Here is a 19878-nt window from a genome sequence, read left to right as displayed (position 1 = left end):
TCCGCGAGGTCGCCGCTCGTAAGGTGGAATGTCTCGTTTCGGGGAGGGGCTGATCAGTGGGAACCGTCGAGCCGTATTCGACAGCTGCCGGCAAGCGCTATCGGGTGCGGTACCGAAAGCCTGACCACTCCCAGACCACGAAGAGGGGATTCACCACCAAGAAGGAGGCCGAACTCTTCCTCGCAAGTGTTGAGCTTGGTAAGGCCGCCGGGACCTTCATCGATCCGTCGAAGGCCCGGATCACAATCGGAACCCTGGGCGCCGCATGGCTCGAGTCTCAAACCCACCTAAAACCGTCCTCGACCGCGGTCGTGGAGTCGGCATGGCGACTACACGTCGAGCCGTCGTGGGGACGCGTTGCCGTCGCGGACGTCCGCCACAGCGATGTTCAGAGCTGGGTCGCACGGCTGAGCACGGGCGAACCGGGGCGATCCAAGCCAAAGTCGGCTGCGCTCGTCCATCGTTGCTACGGCGTGCTCGCGAGCATCCTCGACGCCGCCGTGAAGGATCGCCGTATCCCCTCCAATCCCGCGCGTGGGGTGGGACTGCCTCGCAAGGTGAGTAAAGAGCACATCTACCTGTCTCATCTGCAGGTCGACCGCCTCGCGCGCGCCTCCGGAGCCCATGCTCCCCTCATCCGCGTCCTGGCGTACACCGGCCTTCGATGGGGCGAAGTGAGCGGTCTCCGGGTGGGCGACGTGGATCTCGAGCGCCGCAGACTCTCCGTGAGCGTGAACGCTGTGCTCGTGGGCGGGAAGGTCGTCGTCGGGACTCCCAAAACACACAAGAGGCGCGTGGTGCCGTTCCCTGCATTCCTGACTACTTCCTTGGCGGAGCTGTGCCTCGATCGCGAGGGCGGCTCGGTGCTTTTCCCCGACAGGTTCGGAAACCATCTCACAACGCCGACCATCCGCGAGAATTCCTGGTTCGACCGCGCCCTCGATACCGCCGGCCTCAAGCCGATGACCATTCACGATCTCCGCCACACCGCCGCGAGCCTGGCGGTCTCCTCCGGGGCGAACGTGAAAGCAGTCCAGCGAATGCTCGGGCATGCCTCGGCGGCGATGACCCTCGACACCTACTCCGACCTCTTCGACGACGACCTGGACATCGTCGCTGTTCGACTCGACGAAGCTGCGTCGAGAGTCCTGAGCGCGCTCGACTGACACCGAACCGGGCTACGGCTACACGTTGGTGGATCACGATCCCAAGGTCGGAATCACACCCGTTCGGTTTGGGATGTGGTCAGAATGTGGTCACGCGAATCGACGCGAGCTGAATCCATCGACCTGAACGGCCTGAGATCCGCGAGATTCTGCTGTTGTAGCGAGGGCGGGACTCGAACCCGCGACACCACGATTATGAGCCGTGTGCTCTAACCACCTGAGCTACCCCGCCGGGAAGGTCCTTCGAGCATACGCCCGGAACGAACCAGAGCCCCGAGTCAGGATTGAACTGACGACCCCTTCCTTACCATGGAAGTGCTCTACCACTGAGCTATCGGGGCGTGTGCCGCACTCGGCAACCGTACGAGGATATCACCTCGGCACGGATGCTTCGAACCGGCGTCGATGCGCCGCGAACCCGTGCCCCGCACCTTCGCGACGACCTGAAACCGGCTCGTCAACCGCGTCGTGCAGCGCGCTCAATCCGCCCGAACGTCATCTGATCCCGAATCGGATGCCTCGGCTCCAACTGCAGCCGAAGCCGGCCCCTCGGAAGCAGGTGCCGTCGCGGCAGACCGCCGCCCGAGCGGAATCGTCGTGAGCAGGCCGATGATGAGCGCGGCGATCCCGATCCACGCCGCCACCGAGACGCCCTGCGTCAGCGCCTCTCGTGCCGCCTCGGCGATCGGCGCGGTCGCGGGATTCGTCGACAGCTCGGCGATGAGCCCTCCAGCCGAGTCGGAGACGCCCTTCACCAGCTCGCCCACCTGCGGGTCTGCGGCGATCTCGTCGCTCAGCCGGGCCTCGGTGCCGAGGCGCAGGGTCGTGAACAGGGCGGTGCCGAGGATCGCGATGCCGAGCGCGGAACCGACCTGGCGCGCTGTCGATTGGGTCGACGAGGCTTGTCCCGACTTGTCGAGCGGCACGTCCATGAGGATGAGCTGGGTCAATTGTGCAGTGGCGAATCCGACGCCCATGCCGTAGAAGAACAGGGGCACGCCCGTGACCCACGGGCCCGAGTCGGGGCGGATGATGATCGCCATCACCGCGAGCGAGATGATCTCGAGGAGCACGCCGAGGCGAACCAGCTGCACCGGGGACATCCGCTTCGAGAGCGATCGCACCGCGCCGCTCGCGAGGAAGGACCCGACCGCCAGCGGCAGGAGCGCCAGCCCCGCGCCGAGCGCATCCATGCCGCGCACGTACTGGAACCACAAGGGCAGCGAGAGGATGAGCCCGAACTCGCCGAGCGAGACGGTGAGCGCCGTGATGTTTCCGTTGGCGAACGTCGGGATCCGGAACAGCGTCACGTCGAGCAGCACCGACTTGCCGGCAGCCACACGCGAACGCTCCCGCAACACGAGCGCGCCGAGCACGATGACGGCGAGCCCGAACAGCACCGGGATGATGCTGAACCCGCCGAGGCTCACGGGGGCCGAGTCCGTCGCCTCCCACCAGCCGTACGCCCGACCCTCGATGAGCGCGAAGACGAGCATGCCGAATCCGAGGATGGAGGCACCGGCGCCGAGCCAGTCGGTGAACCGGCCGGTCTCGCGCTGGCGCGACTCGGGGATCGCGATCAGCACGCCGGCGAGCGCGATCAGGCCGAACGGCAGGTTGATCCAGAACGCCCAGTTCCAGGAGAACGCGGTGGTGAGCCATCCGCCGAGCACCGGTCCGACCGCGGCCATGGAACCGATCGTGGCGCCCCACACCGCGAAGGCGATGGTGCGCTCGGGGCCGCGGAAGGTCGCGTTGAGGAGCGCCAGCGTGGTCGGGAGGATCATGGATCCACCCACGCCCTGGATGGCGCGCGCCGCGATGAGCCAGGTGCCGTCGGGCGCGAAGGCGCACAGGATGCTCGACGCCACGAAGACGACGAGACCGATCACGAGCAGCCGGCGCCGTCCGATGCGATCGCTCACCGTTCCCCACACCATGAGCAGGGCCGCGAACACGAGGGTGTAGACCTCCTGGACCCACTGCACCTGCGTGGCGGTGAGATCGAGCGAGGTCACCATCACCGGCACCGCGACCGACACGATCGTGGCATCCATGATGATGAGCGCGACGGCCAGCGAGATCGCGCCCAACCCGAGCCAGCGGAGTCGGTGGAATCGGTTCGTTTCCTGCACGAGGCAATACCCTACTCCTTTTCTCGACACCGCGTCGGGAAGATACGGTCGAGCGGTCGGATGCCGCCACAGCGACGTGGTGCGCCAGCCCTCCTCCCCTATCCCGACCTCCGCGGAAGCGGAGCGGCGGGCTCGCCGATGCGGCCCGGCCGACGTACCGTCGAACCATGGACACGGTCGTGGACATCGAGCCCGCGTCGTTCGCGCTGACTCCGGGACGCGCGGAATCCGTCACCCTGACCATCCACAACCATGGCGCGGACGCGGAGTCGTACCGGCTCTCGGCTGACGCCGAGGCGGCCGACCACATCACCATCGAGCCCCCGACCCTGCTGGTCGACCCCGGCGAATCGGGCACCGCCACCGCGACGATCGACCTCCCACCGGAAGCCTCCTGGCCCGTCGGGAGTCACGTCATACGGTTCGAGATCGCGGCCGCGGCGCAGCCCGACGACCCCGTGGCGGCGGAGGCCATCGTGGCCGTCCGCCCGGTGAGCCGGCTGAAGGCCGCGCTGACACCGATCCACATCGAAGGGCGCCGCGGCGACGAGACCGGGATCCTGATCGCGAACGCCGGGAATGCGCACGCCTACGCGAACCTCTCGGTCGACGCCGGCGAGCTTGCGGTCGAGTTGGAGCGGCGACGTGTGACGATCCCGGCCGGCAGCACCGAGGGCGTCGAGGTCGGTCTCCGCGCGCGCACCATCCTCTGGCGCGGCGAGCCGGTGGAGCATCCGTTCGTCGTCACCGTCGCACCCGAGGCCGCGTCGCCGATCTCACTGCGGGGCATGTTCAGCCAGCAGCCGGTGTTCTCCCAGCGCGGCTTCATCGCAGCGCTCGCCGCCGCCGCCGCGCTCGCCGTGCTCGCCGTCGTCGGGCTCGCCGGGCTCGCCTTGGGCGGCCTGGCCGACCCGAACGCGAACCGGTCGGCGACCCCCGCCGACGGGACATCCGCCCCGCCCGTGGACGTCGCGGTCGAGCTCGACGCCACCGACCTCGGACAGGCGGGCGACGACGCGATCATCGCCGTGGAGGCTGCGCTCGCGGATGCCCCCGAGGGCGCGTTCGTCGCCGTCGCGGTGCAGTGGCCGCCGGAGCTGACGCTCTCCGACTCCACCTGCGAGAGCTGGGTCGGCCCCGAGATCGACCGGGAACTGCAGGGCCAACCGCGACCGGGCGACGAGTGCCTCATCGACCCGAGCGGCACGGGGGGCGGAGCCGAACTCACGTTCGCGACGCCGCCCGCCGGCTTCAGCGGGCAGGTCGACGCTGCGGCGACGCGGCTCCTCACGCGCGCCGACGGTGAGGTGCAGGAGCTCGAGACCGCCGACGGGTCGAGCTTCGGCCAGGCGGGCCTGCCCGTCGAACTGCGACCGTATCCGTTCTGGCTCGACGTCGCGATCACCGAGCCGCCGGACTCCGGCGAGGGCGAGCGTCAGGCGACGATCACCGTCCACCGAACCCTGTCTGGCGACGGTTCCGAGGGGTCGGCGCGCGTGGGGTTCGAGCTCCTGCTGCCCGGCTTCGCCGAGCTCGACGATTTCGAGGGCTGCGACGCCCTCGGCGACACCGACGCGACGTGCGTGGTGTTCTTCGGACCCGACCTCGACCTCTGGGAGGTCTCGGCGACGTTGGCGGTCGACGTCGATCCGCCCCGAGCCGGCCTGGTCTCCGCGCAGGGCGTCGAGCTCTCGGTCGACGATGTCGACGTGCCGTCGGCGCAGCTCGGCGAGCAGATCCGGGGCGCGGAGCAGCTGCTGATCGCGGTCGACGACCTGTTCCCGGTCTCCGTCGAACTGGATACCGATGAGGCGGAGGCCGGCGAGGCCGTGACGGCGACCGTCGAGATCACGCACACGCCGCTGCCGTCCGACATCGAGACGCTGCGTACCGGCTCGTGGGCGCTCGGCGTCGAGCTCACCTGGCCGGAGGCGCTCATCCTGAACGGGTCGCCTCGCGGTTGCGCCTCGTTCGCGTCCGGCATCTGCGAGCTGCCCGGTCCCGCCGATCGCGGCCGGGCGGTCATCACCCTCACGTTCACCGTTGCCGACGACACCTTCGACGGCGGTGATGTGGCGGCGACCGGCGCGAGGCTCCGCTACGACCCGACGACCCAGGCCGACGTGAACGACGGCCGCGAGCAACCCCCGGTGGAACTGCCGGCCGAGTGGATCGGCAGCGACTCCGCCGAGTTCTACCCGTACTGACCGCTTGGTCACTGGACCTCGATCAGATAATCTGATCTCATGCGCACGATGACCGCCACCGAGGCCAGCAGGTCGTTCGCTGCGCTGCTCGATGAGGCCGAGCGGGGCGAGACCATCATCATCACCCGCGCGGGGCGACGTATCGCCACCGTCGGTCCGGCGGACCTCAGCAACGGATCCGAGGTCGTGGCGCTGCTCCAGTACAGTCCCGTCGATGACGACTTCGCGCAGGATGTCGCCGCCGCACGGGAGGCAGTCGAGCTCACCGAGCCGGCATGGCCCGCCGACTGATCCTCGACACCGGCGTGCTGGTCGCCTCTGAACGCCAGCGCCGGGATCTCGCCGCTGTGGTCGAACCCGACGACGACCTCGTCATCTCCGCGGTCACCCTCGCCGAACTCCGAACCGGCATCGAACTCACCTCCGCCGAGCATCGCGAGCGACGCGCCGAGTTCTTGGTGCGCGTGCTCGAGACGTTGCCGGTCGAGCCCTATGACATCGAAACGGCGGAAGCGCACGGGCGTCTCCTCGCGCACGTCTCCCGAACCGGAACGAAGCGGGGAGCGCACGACCTCATCATCGCCGCAACCGCCGTGGCGACGAAGCGCATCGTCCTGACGACCGATCGCGCTGCCCGCTTCGACGCACTACCGGGCGTCGACTGCATCGTCGTCTGAACGTTCACCGGCCCCCACCTGGGCGGTCACCACGCGGGCGCGTCGACGCCCGGCAGCCGCCATGCGGTGAAGCCCGGCCCCTCGGCGATGAGCTGCACGAGACCGTCGGATGCCTCGAGCCGGGCATCCCCGAACGCGTGCGCCGCGGCATCCGTCGCCCCGACCACGCCGTCGGCCGGGATCTCGAGCCTCGCGGGGCCGCGCGCCGCGAACACGAGCACGCACTCCTCGGCGGATTCCCGGATGAACGCGACCGCATGTTCTCCCACGGCGAGCCACCGGATGCCGCCCGTCGCGAGCACGGGATGCGCTCGCCGCAGCGCCACGAGCGACGCGTACGTGCCGAGCACGGGCACGACCGCGGCATCCGTCTCGCTCCCCCACGGCATCGGCGTGCGGGATGCCTCGCCGTCGACGCCCGTGAGCCCGAACTCGTCGCCCGCCCAGACGACCGGGATGCCGGGCAGTGTCACCGCCAGGCCGAACGCCACGGGCACGGTGCCGGGTCTCGCCGAGGTGGCGAACCGGGGCGTGTCGTGCGTGTCGAGTGCGTTCATCGTGGCGAGGCGCGTGCGCCACGGGAAGCCCGCCGCGAACCGCACGTGCGCTTCATGGAAGTCGCGGCCGTCGAAGGTCGGAACGCGGTGCAGCGCGAACCCGATGCCGCCGGCCGCCGTGCTGCCGGGCGCCTGCAGCCAACTCCACAGCGGGCGCGTGAACGGCGTGTACGTCATCGCGCCGTGCCACGCGTCGCCCTGGAAGTCGGATGCCGCGTCGTTCGTCGACTCCCCCATCAGGATCGTGTCGGGGTTCACCTGGAGCATCGTGCGTCGGATCGTCTGCCGCACCTCGGCGTTGAGGTCGACGTTGCCGAGCCGGCCGGTCATGTTCGCCACGTCGATGCGCCAGCCGTCGAGCGAGAACGGGGGCCTCAGGTAGCGGGCCACCACCGAGTCGGGCCCCTCGATGAATCGGCGGCGCAACTCGGGCGAGCTCCAGTCGAACTTCGGCAGGCTCGGCACGCCGAGCCACGATTCGTACTCCGGGGCCCCCGCTTCGACGGGCTCAGCGACCGGACCTTCGGCCCCTGAGCCCGTCGAAGGGGTCCCTGAGCCTGTCGAAGGGCGGAAGTAATAGAAGGAACGCTCGGGTGACAACGGGTCGGCCACCGCCATGCGGAACCACTCGTGCGCGTCGCCCGAGTGGTTCGACGTGAGGTCTCCGATGACGCGGATGCCGCGGCGATGCGCTTCCTCGACGAGTCGCACGAGCGCGTCGTCGCCGCCGAGCAGCTCGTCGACGTGATCGAAGGTCGACGCGTCGTAGCGGTGGTTGGACCGCGCCGGGAACACGGGCGTGAGGTACAGCAGGTTCACGCCGAGCCGCTCGAGGTGGTCGAGCTTCTGCCGCACGCCGTCGAGGTCGCCGCCGAAGACCTGCGCCGAGCGCCCCGGCGGCACCGGATCGAGGGGGTCGCCCCACTCGGCCGGGACCGTCCACGCGGGCAGCTCGCCGCGTTCCTTGAGCGCGTCGAAGGGCGCGCTCTCGGACTTCGCGAACCGGTCGGGGAACACCTGGTACATGACGCTCTCGGCCGCCCACTCGGGGGCAGGCTCATGGGCGACGAGCCGGAAGTCGTCGTGGTCGCGGGTCTCGATCGTCGAGAGCCCCAGCTGGTTCAACCAGAGCTGCCGGCCGTCCTCGCCGACGAGGAGCCAGCGGTAGCCGTGGACCGGGTTCTCGACCTCGACGGGCGCCTCCCACCACGTCCAGCCGTCTGCCGACGCGATGACGGATGCCTCGCTGAACCGCGGCTCGCGGTTCGGGTTCGAGCGCGTGCCGACCCACGCGAGCGGACCGAACGACTCGGGCACGCGCAGGCGCACCCGCACCACCTCGCCGAGCGCGGGCGTCTGGGTCGAGACGTGCAGCGGCGAGCCGTCGTGGTGGGGCGTCAGCATGGTTCCCGAGGCTACTCGACGCGTCCGACCGTCACTTGACCGAGCCCGCCGTGAGGCCGCCGACGATGTACTTCTGCAGGAAGAGGAAGAGGGCGACCACGGGCAGTGCCGTCATGACGGCACCCGCCGAGAACGCGCTCCAGTCGGCGTAGCGCGGGTTCGACACGAGCTTCGTGAGGCCAACGGCCACGGTCTGCTTCTCGGTGTCGATGAGCATGACGGATGCCACGACGAACTCGTTCACCGTGAAGATGAACGAGATCAACGCCACGACGGCGAGGATCGGCGCCGCGAGCCGCAGGATGATCGTGAAGAAGATCCGCGCGTGCCCGGCGCCGTCGATCTTCGCCGCCTCGTCGATGGACGCGGGGATCGTGTTGAAGAACCCGTACATGAGGAACGTGTTCACGCCGAGCGCGCCGCCGAGATACACCATGATGAGCCCGATCTGCGTGTTCAGGCCGATGGCGGGGAACCAGTCGGCCACCGTGCTCATGAGCAGGAAGATCGCGACCACGGCGAGCATCTGGGGGAACATCTGCACGACGACGATCGTGACGAGCCCGAACCGCCGACCGGTGAAGCGCATGCGCGAGAACGAGTACGCGGCGAGCGCGCCGAGGAACACCGTGCTGACCGCGGTCACGCTGGCGATGATGATCGTGTTCAGGAACCACTGCGAGAACGGCACCTGCGGGTCGGTCAGGATCCGCACGTAGCTGTCGAGACCGATCCGGGAGAACAGCGCGTTCGAGCCGGTGAGCGTGCCCTGCGGGTTCAGCGACGACGAGACGACGAACACGATGGGGAACAGCGCGAATGCGACCATCACGATGCCGACGATGTGGCGCCAACCGGTCTCGCGGAACCATCGACCGAACTTGAATGGCCGACGCGCCCGGACGCCACGCGGGTGTTCGGCGCGCTCGGCCTCGCGGTCGAGGCCCGATGCCATGATCTCCGCCTCCACGACCGGGGCCTCGATCCAGGAGCGGTGTTCCTTTGTGGGCTTCGCGGCCATCAGTTCAGCTCCTCGAGGCTCTTGGTGCGGCGGAACGCGATGACCGCGATCACCGCGACCACGATGAAGATGATGATCGAGTACGCACTCGCCAGGCCGTAGTCACGCGACTGCCCGGTGAAGGCCACCTTGTACACCATCGTGATGAGCAGGTCGGTGAAGCCCACGGGGATCGGCGCGTTCGAGTCGCGCGGGCCACCGTCGGTCAACATGTAGATCACGTTGAAGTTGTTGAAGTTGAATGCGAACGACGCGATGAGCAGGGGCGCCACCGTCACCAGCAGGAGCGGCAGCTTGATCAGCCGGAAGACCGCCCACGGTCTCGCACCGTCGACCTTCGCCGCCTCGAGGATGTCGTCGGGGATGGCCTGCAGCGCCCCCATGCAGATGAGGAACATGTACGGGAATCCGAGCCACAGGTTCACGATGAGCACCGAGACCTTCGCCATCCACGGGTCGGTCAGCCACGGTACGGATGCCCCGCCGAGGAGCACCTGGTTGATGAATCCGAAGCTCTCGTTCATCATGCCCGCCCAGATCAACGCGGAGAGGAACGATGGGATCGCGTAGGGCAGGATCATCGCGACTCGGTAGTACCTGCGTCCGCGCATCCGCATGTCGTTGAACACGATCGCGAGGAAGAGGCCGAGGAAGAACGTCGACGCGACCGAGATGAGCGCGAACGCGAACGTCCAAAGCGTCACGTACACGAGCGGCTGGAGCAGTCGCGGGTCGGTGACGGCGCGCACGAAGTTGTCGAATCCGACGGTGATCTGCCAGCCGGGCAGCAGTTCATCGCCGTCGTCCGAGGTGAATGCGCCCGTGCCGACGTCGGAGTAGACGGTGCCGGTCGTGACATCGGTCATCGTTCCGGCGGCCTCGTCGTACTCGAGCGTGGAGACGTACTGGTACGCGTTCGACCCGTCTGGCGTGCGCAGCGCGCCCTCGTTCGGGTCGTCGGAGAACGGCACCGCGAGTTCGGTGATCTCGTCGGTGCGAGCGAGCACGTCCGCGAAGCTGAGGCTGGTCCAACCGTCGACCGCGACGGCCTTGCCGCCCTCCATGTCGGCATCGACCTCTTGGAGCGGCTGGTCGTTCGTGCCGAGGAACGCGTCGCCGTCGGGGTCGGTGACGAGCAGGCCGAGCGTCCCGAGCTGGTCGACGACCGTGACCGGGTACGTCGGCGAGTCCTCGACGCGCTGCAGCGACGAGGCCATGAGCGACGACACCGCCTGCTCCTTGGAGCCGTTGTGGCCGGTGCCGTAGTTGGTGAAGGCGATGTACCCGGTGTAGATGAGCACGAACACCTGGAAGAGGACGAGGAAGATGATGCCGGGAGTGAGGTACTTCGCCGGCAGCTTCCGGCGCGAGAAGTAGATCCAGTTCACGGCCGCGGCCACCACCGCGACGATCGCGGCGATCAGCCACTGCCCGCCGGTGACGAGGACGAAGACCGCGTACACCGCGATCGCGTCGAGGATGCCGAGGAGGAGCAGCTTGACGAGGATCATCTTGACGCCGCCGGATGCCGCGTCCGCGATGCTCGTGGCCTGTTGCTGCCGCTTGGTCGGCCGCTTCGGCGGTGCCGTGCCGACCTCGTCGTCGATCATGGTGCTCATCTTGCCCGCTTCCCGTCGAACGTGAGGGAACCGGGCCGGATGTCGCTGGGGCATCCGGCCCGGTTGCGCTCGGTCGTTACTTGCTGATCGCAGCCTGCACGTCGGCGGTCAGCTTCTGCCAGGTCGCGACGGGGTCGGCACCGTTGATGATGTCGGCCTCGGCGATGCCCCAGTACTGCCACACCGAGCCCATGGCCGGGATCGCCGGCATCGGCACGGCCTCGGCACCTACGGCGGCGAAGCCCTCGATGATCGGGTCGCTGGAGGCGGTCTCAGCGGCGGACTCGAGCGCGGGGAGGATGTTGCCGGCCTCGAAGAGGTCGAGCTGCACCTCTTCGGTGCCGAGGTAGTTCACGAGGAAGTCGTTCGCGGCCACCTTGTTCTCGGACTCGGCGGAGATGAAGAATCCCTTGACGCCGGCGAACGGCTGGGCTGCGTCGGCGGTCGGGCTGGGCACGGTGTCGATCGCGACGTTGATGCCGCCGTCGATCGCGGCGCCCACGTTCCACGGGCCGGTGAGCCAGAACGCGGCCGTGCCGTCGAGGAAGGCCTGCTTGGCGATGTCGCCGTCGATGTCGGTGTTGAAGTGGCCGGTGCCGTTCTTGCCCTGGCTGCCGAGCCAGGTGGCGAACTGCTCGCCGCCCGCGCTGCCGAGCTGGAGGTCCTCGGGGTTGTAGCCCTCGTCGTTCGTGCCGAAGACGGGAGCGCCGAACGCGGTCTGGAACGGGTAGAGGTGGTACGGGTTGCCTTCGGCACCCTGCTCGACCACGAACGGCTGCGCGAGGCCGGCGGCCTGGCCCTTGGCGATCATGTCGTCGAAGCTCGTGGCGGCCTCGGGGACGAGGTCGGCGTTGCGGAGCACCGCGATGTTCTCGACGGCGTAGGGGAGCATGTAGACGGTGCCCTCGTAGGTCGACGCGTCGATCGCGACGGGGAGGTAGTCGCCGGCGGAGTCGCCGAGCTCGATCGGTGCGACGACGCCGTTGGTCGAGAGCTCGCCGAGCCAGTCGTGCGCGCCCATGGTGATGTCGGGGCCCTTGCCCGTCGGAACCTGCTGGATGAAGTCATCCTTGATGTCGGCGTTGTCCTTGCCGACGAGTTCGACCTCGACGCCGGTCTTCTCGGTGTACGCCTCGGCCGCGCCCTTCAGCGCGTCGACGCGCTCGGCGTCGACCCAGACGGTCAGCGTGCCGCTCGACGAGGCATCCCCGTCGGAGCCGCTGTCGCCGCCGCTCGCGCAGCTCGCGAGACCGAGCGTCGCGACGACCGCGACCGCTCCGGCGGCGAGGAGGCTCTTCCTGTTCACCCTCATTGGTGTGCCCTTCCCAGTGGTGTGAGATCGGCGCCTTCGCCAGGTGTGGGAGCTGTGGTCCCCGTTCCGGATCGCGGAACCGAGCACCGTGCCCGAAAGGCCGTTCTTCCGTGTGAGTGCTCGCAGTTGTGCAAGCGATTACAGGTATACCCTGCGCACGCGCCATTACCAAACCGGATGTTTCGCATCGATACCGGTTTGTGACCATTGCGGGGCGCGGCGCTGCTGCAAGCGTTTCCATGTACTGGCGGGATGACGTACAGTTCTCGACATGACCTCCGAGTGGTGGCGCACCGCCGCGATCTACCAGATCTATCCCCGGTCCTTCGCCGACGCCAACGGCGACGGCATGGGCGACCTCGCCGGCATCACGGGCCGCCTCGGCGACCTGCAGGCCCTCGGCATCGACGCGATCTGGCTCTCCCCGTTCTTCACGTCCCCGCAGCGCGACGCCGGGTACGACGTGGCCGATTACTGCGACGTCGACCCGCGCTTCGGCACGCTCGCCGACTTCGACGCCATGCTCGCCGAGGCGCACGCCCGCGACATCCGCGTCATCATCGACATGGTGCCGAATCACTCGTCCGACCGGCACGAGTGGTTCCAGGCGGCGCTCTCCGCGGCGCCCGGCAGCCCCGAGCGCGCTCGCTACCTCTTCCGCGACGGCCTCGGGCCGTTCGGTGATGTGCCGCCGAACAACTGGGAGTCGGTCTTCGGCGGCCCCGCCTGGACGCGCGTCACGGAGCCCGACGGCACGCCGGGCCAGTGGTACCTGCACCTCTTCGACAGTTCGCAACCCGACTTCGACTGGACGAACGAGGAGGTGCGCGCCGAGTTCCGCCGCATCCTGCGCTTCTGGCTCGACCGCGGCGTCGACGGCTTCCGCGTCGACGTTGCGCACGGCCTCGTCAAGGCCGAGGGCCTTCCCGACTGGACGCCGCCCGCCGACTCGGGGAGCATGGGCGGTGCCGGAGGCACCGGGGCATCCGGCGTCACCCTCGAGCCCGAGATCAGCGACGAGCCCGACGACCACGCGCCCTACTGGGGCCAGGAGGGCGTGCACGAGATCTACCGCGACTGGCGGGCGGTGCTCGACGAGTACCCCGGCGAACGCATCCTCGCCGCGGAGGCCTGGGTCGACCCGCTGCCCCGGGTGGCCAAGTGGGTGCGGCCCGACGAGATGCACCAGGCGTTCAATTTCGCCTATCTCGAGACGCCGTGGGATGCCGCGGCCCTGCGCCAGGTGATCGATGCATCGCTCGGCGCGTTCGGCGAGGTCGGCGCCCCCTCGACGTGGGTGCTGTCGAACCACGACGTCGTGCGCCATGCGACCCGACTCTCGGTCACGGAGCCGAACCCGCAGGGTCACGGCCTCGGTCCGCGCTCGAAGGGCCTGCCGTCGTACGAGGACGGGCTCCGGCGTGCGCGCGCCGCGACCGCCCTCATGCTCGCGCTGCCCGGTTCGGCCTACATCTACCAGGGTGAGGAGCTCGGCTTGCCCGAGGTCATCCACCTGCCCGACTCCGCCCGCCAGGACCCCACGTGGTTCCGCACCGGCGGCGAGCGGTACGGACGCGACGGATGCCGCGTGCCGCTGCCCTGGGAGGGCGACGCGCCGAACTACGGCTTCGGCCCGGCTGGCGACCCGTGGCTGCCGCAGCCGCCGGAGTGGCGCGAGCTCGCGCGCGATCGGCAGCGCGACGTGCCCGACTCGACGCTCTCGATGTATCGGGCGCTGCTCGCGCTGCGCCGCGAGCATGCGCTCGGCGCGGGAACGCTCGAGTGGCTGGACGGTTTCGGCGACGGCGTGGTGGCGCTCCGCAACGGGTCGGTGGTCGTGGTGGCGAACGCGGGCACGGCTGCGGTCGAACTGCCTGCCGGAGACGTGCTGCTCGCGAGCGGCGCCCTCGACGGCCGCACGCTTCCGGCCGACACGGCGGTCTGGCTGCGCGCCTAGCGCGTGTCGCGGGGCGGGCGGATGCCGAGTCATCCGCCCGCCCTCCAGCCGTTCGAAAAACACATGAGAATCCGCATGATGCGTTCCCCACGGGACTCATGATGCGGATTCTCATGCGTTCTCGGCTCCGGCACTCAAGCTGAGAGCCGATGCCGGCAGCTCGGGCTCGTACGGCCCTCGGCCGTCCCAACGGTGCTCGCCGCGAGCGAGGAGCGCGACGATGCCCGCGCGCGTACGCTCCCAGTCGTCGATGATCTGGCGGTAGCTCAGCCGGAGGACTGCATACCCGCGCGTCATGAGCACGAAGTCCCTGCGCCGGTCTTCCTCGAATGCCTCGCCCGTGTGGAAGGCACGTCCGTCGACCTCGATGACGAGTCGCCCGCCGACGAGGAAGTCGACGCGTCCCACGCCCTCGATGTCCGCTTGGCTCCGGAAGCGGACCCGTCGCGATCGAAGCAGGAGGCGAACCTTCGTTTCGATGCCTGATTGGCTGTCAGGGTCCACGGCGACCAGGAGTCGACGTCGCGATGGCGGCATCCGACGCTTGATCAGGTCGAGATGCCCGAGTTGGAGGACGCCCCTCTCGAGCGCGGAGTCGATCGTCGACAGCACGTTGGACGGTTCGGAACATGCGAACATCTCGGCGAGCGCGACGGTCAGCGGGTCGCGCGCGCGATCGTGCGGCCGACGGGCGCTGTAGTGCACGCACACCGCGTGCTTCTCGCGATCAAGCGGAACGTGGCGGTCGTGCGGTGAGCTGAGGCGGCCGGTCGAATGCGGCACCCGCACGTGGAGCAGGCCATCGTCGAGCACCCAGAGGTCGTGGAGTCGGGCGACCGTTGTCGCTGTCGCAGCTCCCCCGACGCGCACGGCTCGGACGACCTCGTCGTTCGCGTCGGGAACGGCGAACCATCCGTTCCGCACGCGCAGGATCAGTCCGCGCCCGATCTCCGTCTGGACCGCTCTGCGCGAGTGGCCGGCGGTGTCGAGGACGGAGTACGGGAGCACCCCGCCGTTCTCACGGATGTGCTGCGCGACCGATGACACGCGTCGAGTGTGCCCCGGTTGGGGCATCCGATGGCCGGCTCCGGGCGATCTGTGAAGAACTCGACCGCGCGAAATGCATGAAGATCCGATCCATGGGGTCCTCAGGGTGGCCGTACCGTCGATTCTCATGTGTTCTTTCGCACAGCAGCGACCGCCGGCGCGGGCAGCGATCGGCGGCACGGCAGCGATCGACGGGGACAGCGGCAGGGCGGATGCCGCGCGGCCCGAGCAGGGCGGATGCCGCGCGGCCCGAGCAGGGCGGATGGCGCGCGGCCCGAGCAGGGCGGATGGCGCGACAGTAGGCGGCGGGCGGCGTCAGTTCGTGTTGGCGTAGAGCCACTCGAGCGGGTCGACCTTGGTGCCGTTGATGCCGCCGATGCGGATCTCGAAGTGCAGGTGCGGGCCGGTCGACATGCCGGTGTCGCCCGTCGTGCCGATGACGTCGCCGACCTCGACGGTGTCGCCCACCTCGAAGCGCCGCGAGTCGTACTCCATGTGCGCGTAGACGCTCGTGATGAGCTCGCCGTCGATCACGTGGTCGATCATCATCACGACGCCGAGCGATCCGCCGGAGTCGGTCGAGTTGGAGACGACGCCGTCGGCGATGGCCTGGATCTCGGCGCCGAGCCCCGGGTTGAAGTCTTGGCCGCCGTGGTTGCTCGAGCAGCCCCAGCAGTCGCGATACCCGAAGCGGTCGCCGATGTGGACACCGACCGCGAACGGCCACTGGATGGTGCCGGAGGGGTTGTTCGTGAAGGTCGCCTCGGGGCGGATGCCGGCGGCCCGCGCGTACTCCTCGATCGTCTGCGACTCGTAGCCCTCGCGTTGCACGCTCTGCGCGACGATGTCGCCGTTCAACACGACACGCTGACCGTCGAGGGCCGGGCCGTTGGTGCTCGAGAGCGCGAGCGCCTGCACGTCGGAAGGCGTCAGCAGCGACAACGACGGAATCGTCGTCGCGACCGCGAGGAGTGCGGCGAAGCTCATCGCGGCCAGACTGGCCACGATCCGGCGGCCGCCACGGGCACGAGAGGCGGATGCCACGGGGCGCGACTGCGGGCGCGTCGAAACTCGCACCCGCACCTTCGTGCTGCGCGGGGCCTGACGTACGGCATCGCGTGCCGGCTGCTGGCGCCGGCGGTCGTCGCGTGCGGGCTCGGGAAGCCCGGCGCCGGTGCCGGCGACCGGCTCGGGCAGCTTGCTCGGGGCATCGACGCCCCTGGGCGTGGACGCGGGGCCCGGCACGACGGCGGGCTCCGGGGTGAGGCCGAAGAGGTCGGCCGCGACATCCGTCGACACATCGAACAGGTCGTCGGCAGCGCGGCGTGCGCGGCGATCGAACGTCAGGGGGGCCGGTGCGGACGGTGCGGGCGACGGCACCGAGGACCGAGGCGCAGCCGGCGCCGCGGAGGGCGCCACGGGAGCGACATCACGCGCGGCCGGCGACGGCGAAGGCACCGCGGCCGCCGCGGAGAGGGCTGCCGCGAATCCGGCCGCTGAGCCGGACGCTGCCTGCGCGGTCGCCGACGCGGCGCCGGGTGCCGTCGTTCCGCCGATGAGCGCGGCGAGATCGACGGCGGCCGAAGCGCCCGCGGCGGCCGAAGCGCCAGACACGGGCGAGCTGGGGACTCCGCCCGTGCGGCGGGGCCCGGCGGGGGCCGACTTGCCGAACATGGACCTGCCCGGCTTCGCCGTCTTCTCGGCCCTCGCGGTCATCTCAGCCTTCGCCGCCTTGCGGTCGCTGCGACCCTGGCGCTCCGAGCGCGCGGCCCGCATGCCACGGCCGCTGCGCTCTTCGGCCTCGTCGTCGGCGATGCCCGCGAAGAGCGCGTCGAAATCGCTGGCGATCTCGGCCCGCGGTGGAACGTCAGAGGCCGAGCGGCGGCCGACGGGGCGGTCGGCCTGCTCGGCCTCATGAGTGTGGAAGGGAACCGGGGTCTGCTCGGCGATGCGGCGTCGGGGGGTGGACGTCGATGCGGACGGAGTCGGATGCGACTGGGCGGGCGTCGGCGGTTGATGCGACGCCGGGGCGCCGGCTCCGAAGAGCTCATCGAACCCGGGTCGCGGCGGCCTCGGTTGCGCGGCCCCGAACGGGTCGCGGCCACCGGGTGCGGGCGCGGCAGGCGGAGTCGGCGGGGTTGGCGGGGTCGGTGCGGGAGCGACCCGAGCGGACGGCCCGGCCGGTGCCGCGGCGACTGAGGCGCCGAGTCCGGCTGTACCGGCCGGCGCGGCCATAGTGCCCGGTGCGACCGCAGCGCTGGGCGCGGACATCCACGGCGTCGCCGCCTGCGGCACCACTCCCCGCGAATCCACCTCGGCGCCTCCGTCGCGCCGCAGCGCCGCCGCCTCTCGTTCGCGGATCTCGCGTCGGGTCAGGGGTCGCTCAGGCCGCAGTGGGACCTGGGTGCCTGGCGCGAAACCGTCGGGCACGAGGGGGGACTCGGGCACGTGGGGGGACTTTCGGCGTTCGGGGACGGACGATCGGATCGGAGGTGATCATCACGGCCCGGAGGCCGCGATAACGGATTGGTAAAGAGTAGCCGTTCTCATCGGACTTCGCCACGCTCCGCGATGCTTTTCGATGTTGGCCGGGCATTCCGGCCGCGGCATCCGCACCGAAGCCCCGAGGCATCCGCAGCCGCGAGGCATCCGCACCGCAGCAGCCAGCGGCACCGCACCGCAGCGCCGCGGCACCCGCGCCCAGCGCCGCGCGGCATCCGCACGGCCACCCCGCCCGCGTCAGGCGTCGAGGCCGGCCGCCCGGAGCGCGGCCGCGAGCTCCTCGTAGAGATCGGGGGCCGCGGCGACGATCAACTCCGAGTTCTCCCGACCCCCGCGCCGCCCGCCGACGCGTGCACCCGCCTCGCGGGCGATGAGCGCCCCCGCGGCGTGATCCCACGGGTTCAACCCGCGCTCGTAGTACGCGTCGAGTCGCCCGGCGGCGAGCGCGCACAGGTCGAGCGAGGCCGAACCGATGCGGCGGATGTCCCGGATGTTCGGCATCAGCTCGAGCAGCACGGCCGCCTGCTCGCGACGTCGTTCCGGCGCGTAACCGAACCCGGTGCCGACGAGCGCCGCCGCCAGCGGCACGCCGGTGTTCACGGCCAGGTCACGACCGCCGAGCCGCGCACCTCCCCCGGCGCTCGCCTCGAACAGCTCACCGTTGACCGGGTTCACGACGACACCGGCCAGGGTGGTCCCACCCACGTCCCCGCCCGCCGCGCCCTCGACGACCGCGATGCTCACCGCCCAGGCCGGGATGCCGTAGAGGTAGTTGACGGTGCCGTCGATCGGATCGACGACCCAGTCGAGCCCACTGGTGCCGATGCGCGCGACATCCTCCTCCCCGACGATCCCGTCGTCGGGCCGTGCCTCGAGGATCATCGAGCGGATGAGCGCCTCGGTGTCGCGGTCGGCGGCGGTCACGATGTCGGTCGGCGTCGACTTGGTGTCGGCGACGCTCACGCCCGCCCGCCGGGCCTCGAGCGTGAACTCCGCGGCCCGTACGGCGATATCGCGGGCGAGGTGGAGCAGGTCGGCGGGTGCCACGAATGCCTCGGATGTCTCGTGCTGGGTCATGCCCCACACGCTACCGCCGCCCTGCCGACCAGGCCCCGCCGAGACCGTCGACCAGGCCGTGCCGAGAGCGTCACGAGACCCCGCCGCGACCGTCACCGGAGCCGGCCGAAACGACGACGGCCCCGGTCGAGACCGGGGCCGAAACGTGGCGAGTGAGGGATTCGAACCCCCGAAGTCGTAGACAGCTGATTTACAGTCAGATCCCTTTGGCCGCTTGGGTAACTCGCCAGTCGCACCCGACCGCGTTCTTCACACAACCGGGGGCCTGACAAGGATACCCGCGTTGCGGCGTGTCGAGAAATCGCGGCGGGGATGGTCGGCTCGGGGCATCCGAGAGCCGTCAACGAACGCCGAGCGGATGTCTCGAGCCGCCGCACGGGCTATGTGCCGTCGGGGTCCTCGGGCGGCTGCGGGACGTCGCGGCGACCCCACGGCCACACCCGGTTCGCGTGGAACGACGCAGGCGGGATGCCGTCGGATTCCGCGCCCGGCCACGTCTCGGTCCGCCCAGCGGGCGACGGCGACACCTGGATCGGCCGGGTGTCGAGGTTGTCCTGGTCGGCGGGCGGCGGATGCATCGCGGCGCCCGGCGCGGGGGAACCCGCCGCCTCGGCGGGCGGCGGCAGCGTCACCGAGGCGACCACCTTCTGCTGGGCGCTCGGCATGAACGTCGGTCGCGTGGGCTCGCGCACGGTCGTGCCGCGCACGCCCGATCGCTGGATCACCCGCTGGATGGTCAGGCCACGCCCGTTCGGGTCGCCGACGTATCGGATCTCCTTCAGGCCCTGGTCCTGCGCGGCGGACTCGAACACGAAGTGGCCGAAGCCGAAGATGCGCCCGACGAACGGCTTCAGCACCGAGACGTCGAGGATGCGCGAGATCGGCATGGTGGCGATGTGCTGCGACAGGATGCCGTGCACGCGGAAGACCCGCATGTTCGTGATCACGAAGCGATCCATGCGAACGCCGAGGATGCGCCACAGTGCGTGCAGGATGAGGACCGGCGCACCCAGCAGCGGGATCCAGTAGAGCGCCTCGGGCAACCAGAAGAGGAGCGCCAGCAGCGGCACCACGGCCAGGATCTCGAGGATCGGCTTGACGATGGCCGCCCAGTGCTTCGTCACCTCGTCGATGACGACCTCGCCCTCATCCGAGATGAGGAACCGCTCGACCCGAGGATCGAACAGGCGCGCCATG

14 protein-coding genes and 3 tRNA genes are annotated in these 19878 nt (G+C 69.8%); 5 read left to right on the top strand and 12 right to left on the bottom strand.

Features of this window, described 5'->3' with window-relative positions; translation table 11 throughout:
- Window positions 1-56: 56 nt before the first annotated feature.
- On the top strand, window positions 57-1166 hold the full coding sequence (locus ACVFI9_RS01990) for a tyrosine-type recombinase/integrase (protein ID WP_474764369.1): 1110 nt from the start codon (window positions 57-59) through the stop codon (window positions 1164-1166).
- Between the two features lie 158 nt (window positions 1167-1324).
- Here the strand turns inward: ACVFI9_RS01990 and ACVFI9_RS01985 are convergent.
- The 3 genes from ACVFI9_RS01985 to ACVFI9_RS01975 all read right to left on the bottom strand — a co-directional run bounded on the left by ACVFI9_RS01985 (window position 1325) and on the right by ACVFI9_RS01975 (window position 3301).
- Window positions 1325-1398, bottom strand: a tRNA-Met gene (locus ACVFI9_RS01985).
- A 37-nt stretch (window positions 1399-1435) separates the two neighbouring features.
- Window positions 1436-1507, bottom strand: a tRNA-Thr gene (locus ACVFI9_RS01980).
- 138 nt (window positions 1508-1645) lie between these two features.
- Window positions 1646-3301, bottom strand: a complete 1656-nt coding sequence (locus tag ACVFI9_RS01975) for an MFS transporter (protein WP_474764368.1) — start codon at window positions 3299-3301, stop codon at window positions 1646-1648.
- A gap of 167 nt (window positions 3302-3468) precedes the next feature.
- Between ACVFI9_RS01975 and ACVFI9_RS01970 the strand changes: the two genes are divergently transcribed.
- From ACVFI9_RS01970 to ACVFI9_RS01960, 3 genes are read left to right on the top strand one after another with little or no spacing between them, the layout of a single operon-like run.
- The gene (locus ACVFI9_RS01970; protein WP_474764367.1) at window positions 3469-5508 is read left to right on the top strand and encodes a hypothetical protein; all 2040 of its coding nucleotides are present in this window, start codon (window positions 3469-3471) and stop codon (window positions 5506-5508) included.
- A 39-nt stretch (window positions 5509-5547) separates the two neighbouring features.
- Window positions 5548-5799 (top strand): type II toxin-antitoxin system Phd/YefM family antitoxin, encoded by a 252-nt coding sequence (locus ACVFI9_RS01965; RefSeq protein WP_474764366.1) that lies wholly within the window; start codon window positions 5548-5550, stop codon window positions 5797-5799.
- Window positions 5784-6185, top strand: coding sequence for a PIN domain-containing protein (locus tag ACVFI9_RS01960; RefSeq protein WP_474764365.1), 402 nt, complete (start codon window positions 5784-5786; stop codon window positions 6183-6185). The genes ACVFI9_RS01965 and ACVFI9_RS01960 overlap by 16 nt, the downstream gene beginning before the upstream one ends.
- 26 nt (window positions 6186-6211) lie before the next feature.
- On the opposite strand, the gene ACVFI9_RS01955 is transcribed toward ACVFI9_RS01960, so the two are convergent.
- The 4 genes from ACVFI9_RS01955 to ACVFI9_RS01940 all read right to left on the bottom strand — a co-directional run bounded on the left by ACVFI9_RS01955 (window position 6212) and on the right by ACVFI9_RS01940 (window position 12098).
- Window positions 6212-8146, bottom strand: coding sequence for a glycoside hydrolase family 13 protein (locus tag ACVFI9_RS01955; protein WP_474764364.1), 1935 nt, complete (start codon window positions 8144-8146; stop codon window positions 6212-6214).
- Between the two features lie 31 nt (window positions 8147-8177).
- A complete protein-coding gene (locus ACVFI9_RS01950; protein WP_474766354.1) occupies window positions 8178-9101 on the bottom strand; it encodes a sugar ABC transporter permease in 924 nt (307 codons plus the stop codon).
- A 65-nt stretch (window positions 9102-9166) separates the two neighbouring features.
- Window positions 9167-10786 (bottom strand): ABC transporter permease subunit, encoded by a 1620-nt coding sequence (locus ACVFI9_RS01945; RefSeq protein ID WP_474764363.1) that lies wholly within the window; start codon window positions 10784-10786, stop codon window positions 9167-9169.
- A 76-nt stretch (window positions 10787-10862) separates the two neighbouring features.
- Window positions 10863-12098 carry a sugar ABC transporter substrate-binding protein gene (locus ACVFI9_RS01940; protein ID WP_474764362.1) on the bottom strand — a complete coding sequence of 412 codons (1236 nt, stop codon included), beginning with the start codon at window positions 12096-12098 and terminating at the stop codon, window positions 10863-10865.
- A 271-nt stretch (window positions 12099-12369) separates the two neighbouring features.
- Between ACVFI9_RS01940 and ACVFI9_RS01935 the strand changes: the two genes are divergently transcribed.
- A complete protein-coding gene (locus tag ACVFI9_RS01935) occupies window positions 12370-14055 on the top strand; it encodes a glycoside hydrolase family 13 protein (protein ID WP_474764361.1) in 1686 nt (561 codons plus the stop codon).
- A 111-nt stretch (window positions 14056-14166) separates the two neighbouring features.
- Here the strand turns inward: ACVFI9_RS01935 and ACVFI9_RS01930 are convergent, their stop codons facing one another.
- The 5 genes from ACVFI9_RS01930 to ACVFI9_RS01910 all read right to left on the bottom strand — a co-directional run bounded on the left by ACVFI9_RS01930 (window position 14167) and on the right by ACVFI9_RS01910 (window position 19877).
- Window positions 14167-15102, bottom strand: a complete 936-nt coding sequence (locus ACVFI9_RS01930; protein WP_474764360.1) for an endonuclease domain-containing protein — start codon at window positions 15100-15102, stop codon at window positions 14167-14169.
- A 315-nt stretch (window positions 15103-15417) separates the two neighbouring features.
- Window positions 15418-17550, bottom strand: coding sequence for a M23 family metallopeptidase (locus ACVFI9_RS01925; RefSeq protein WP_474764359.1), 2133 nt, complete (start codon window positions 17548-17550; stop codon window positions 15418-15420).
- Window positions 17551-17841: 291 nt separating this feature from the next.
- Complete coding sequence (locus ACVFI9_RS01920) at window positions 17842-18681, bottom strand: inositol monophosphatase family protein (protein WP_474764358.1); 840 nt, start codon at window positions 18679-18681, stop codon at window positions 17842-17844.
- Between the two features lie 146 nt (window positions 18682-18827).
- Window positions 18828-18909, bottom strand: a tRNA-Tyr gene (locus tag ACVFI9_RS01915).
- Window positions 18910-19061: 152 nt separating this feature from the next.
- The gene (locus tag ACVFI9_RS01910) at window positions 19062-19877 is read right to left on the bottom strand and encodes a PH domain-containing protein (protein ID WP_474764357.1); all 816 of its coding nucleotides are present in this window, start codon (window positions 19875-19877) and stop codon (window positions 19062-19064) included.
- Window position 19878: the final 1 nt, after the last annotated feature.

The sequence above is a fragment of the Agromyces sp. NSFZ genome, assembly GCF_056156205.1.
This window is presented reverse-complemented; position numbering and strand designations above follow the sequence as displayed.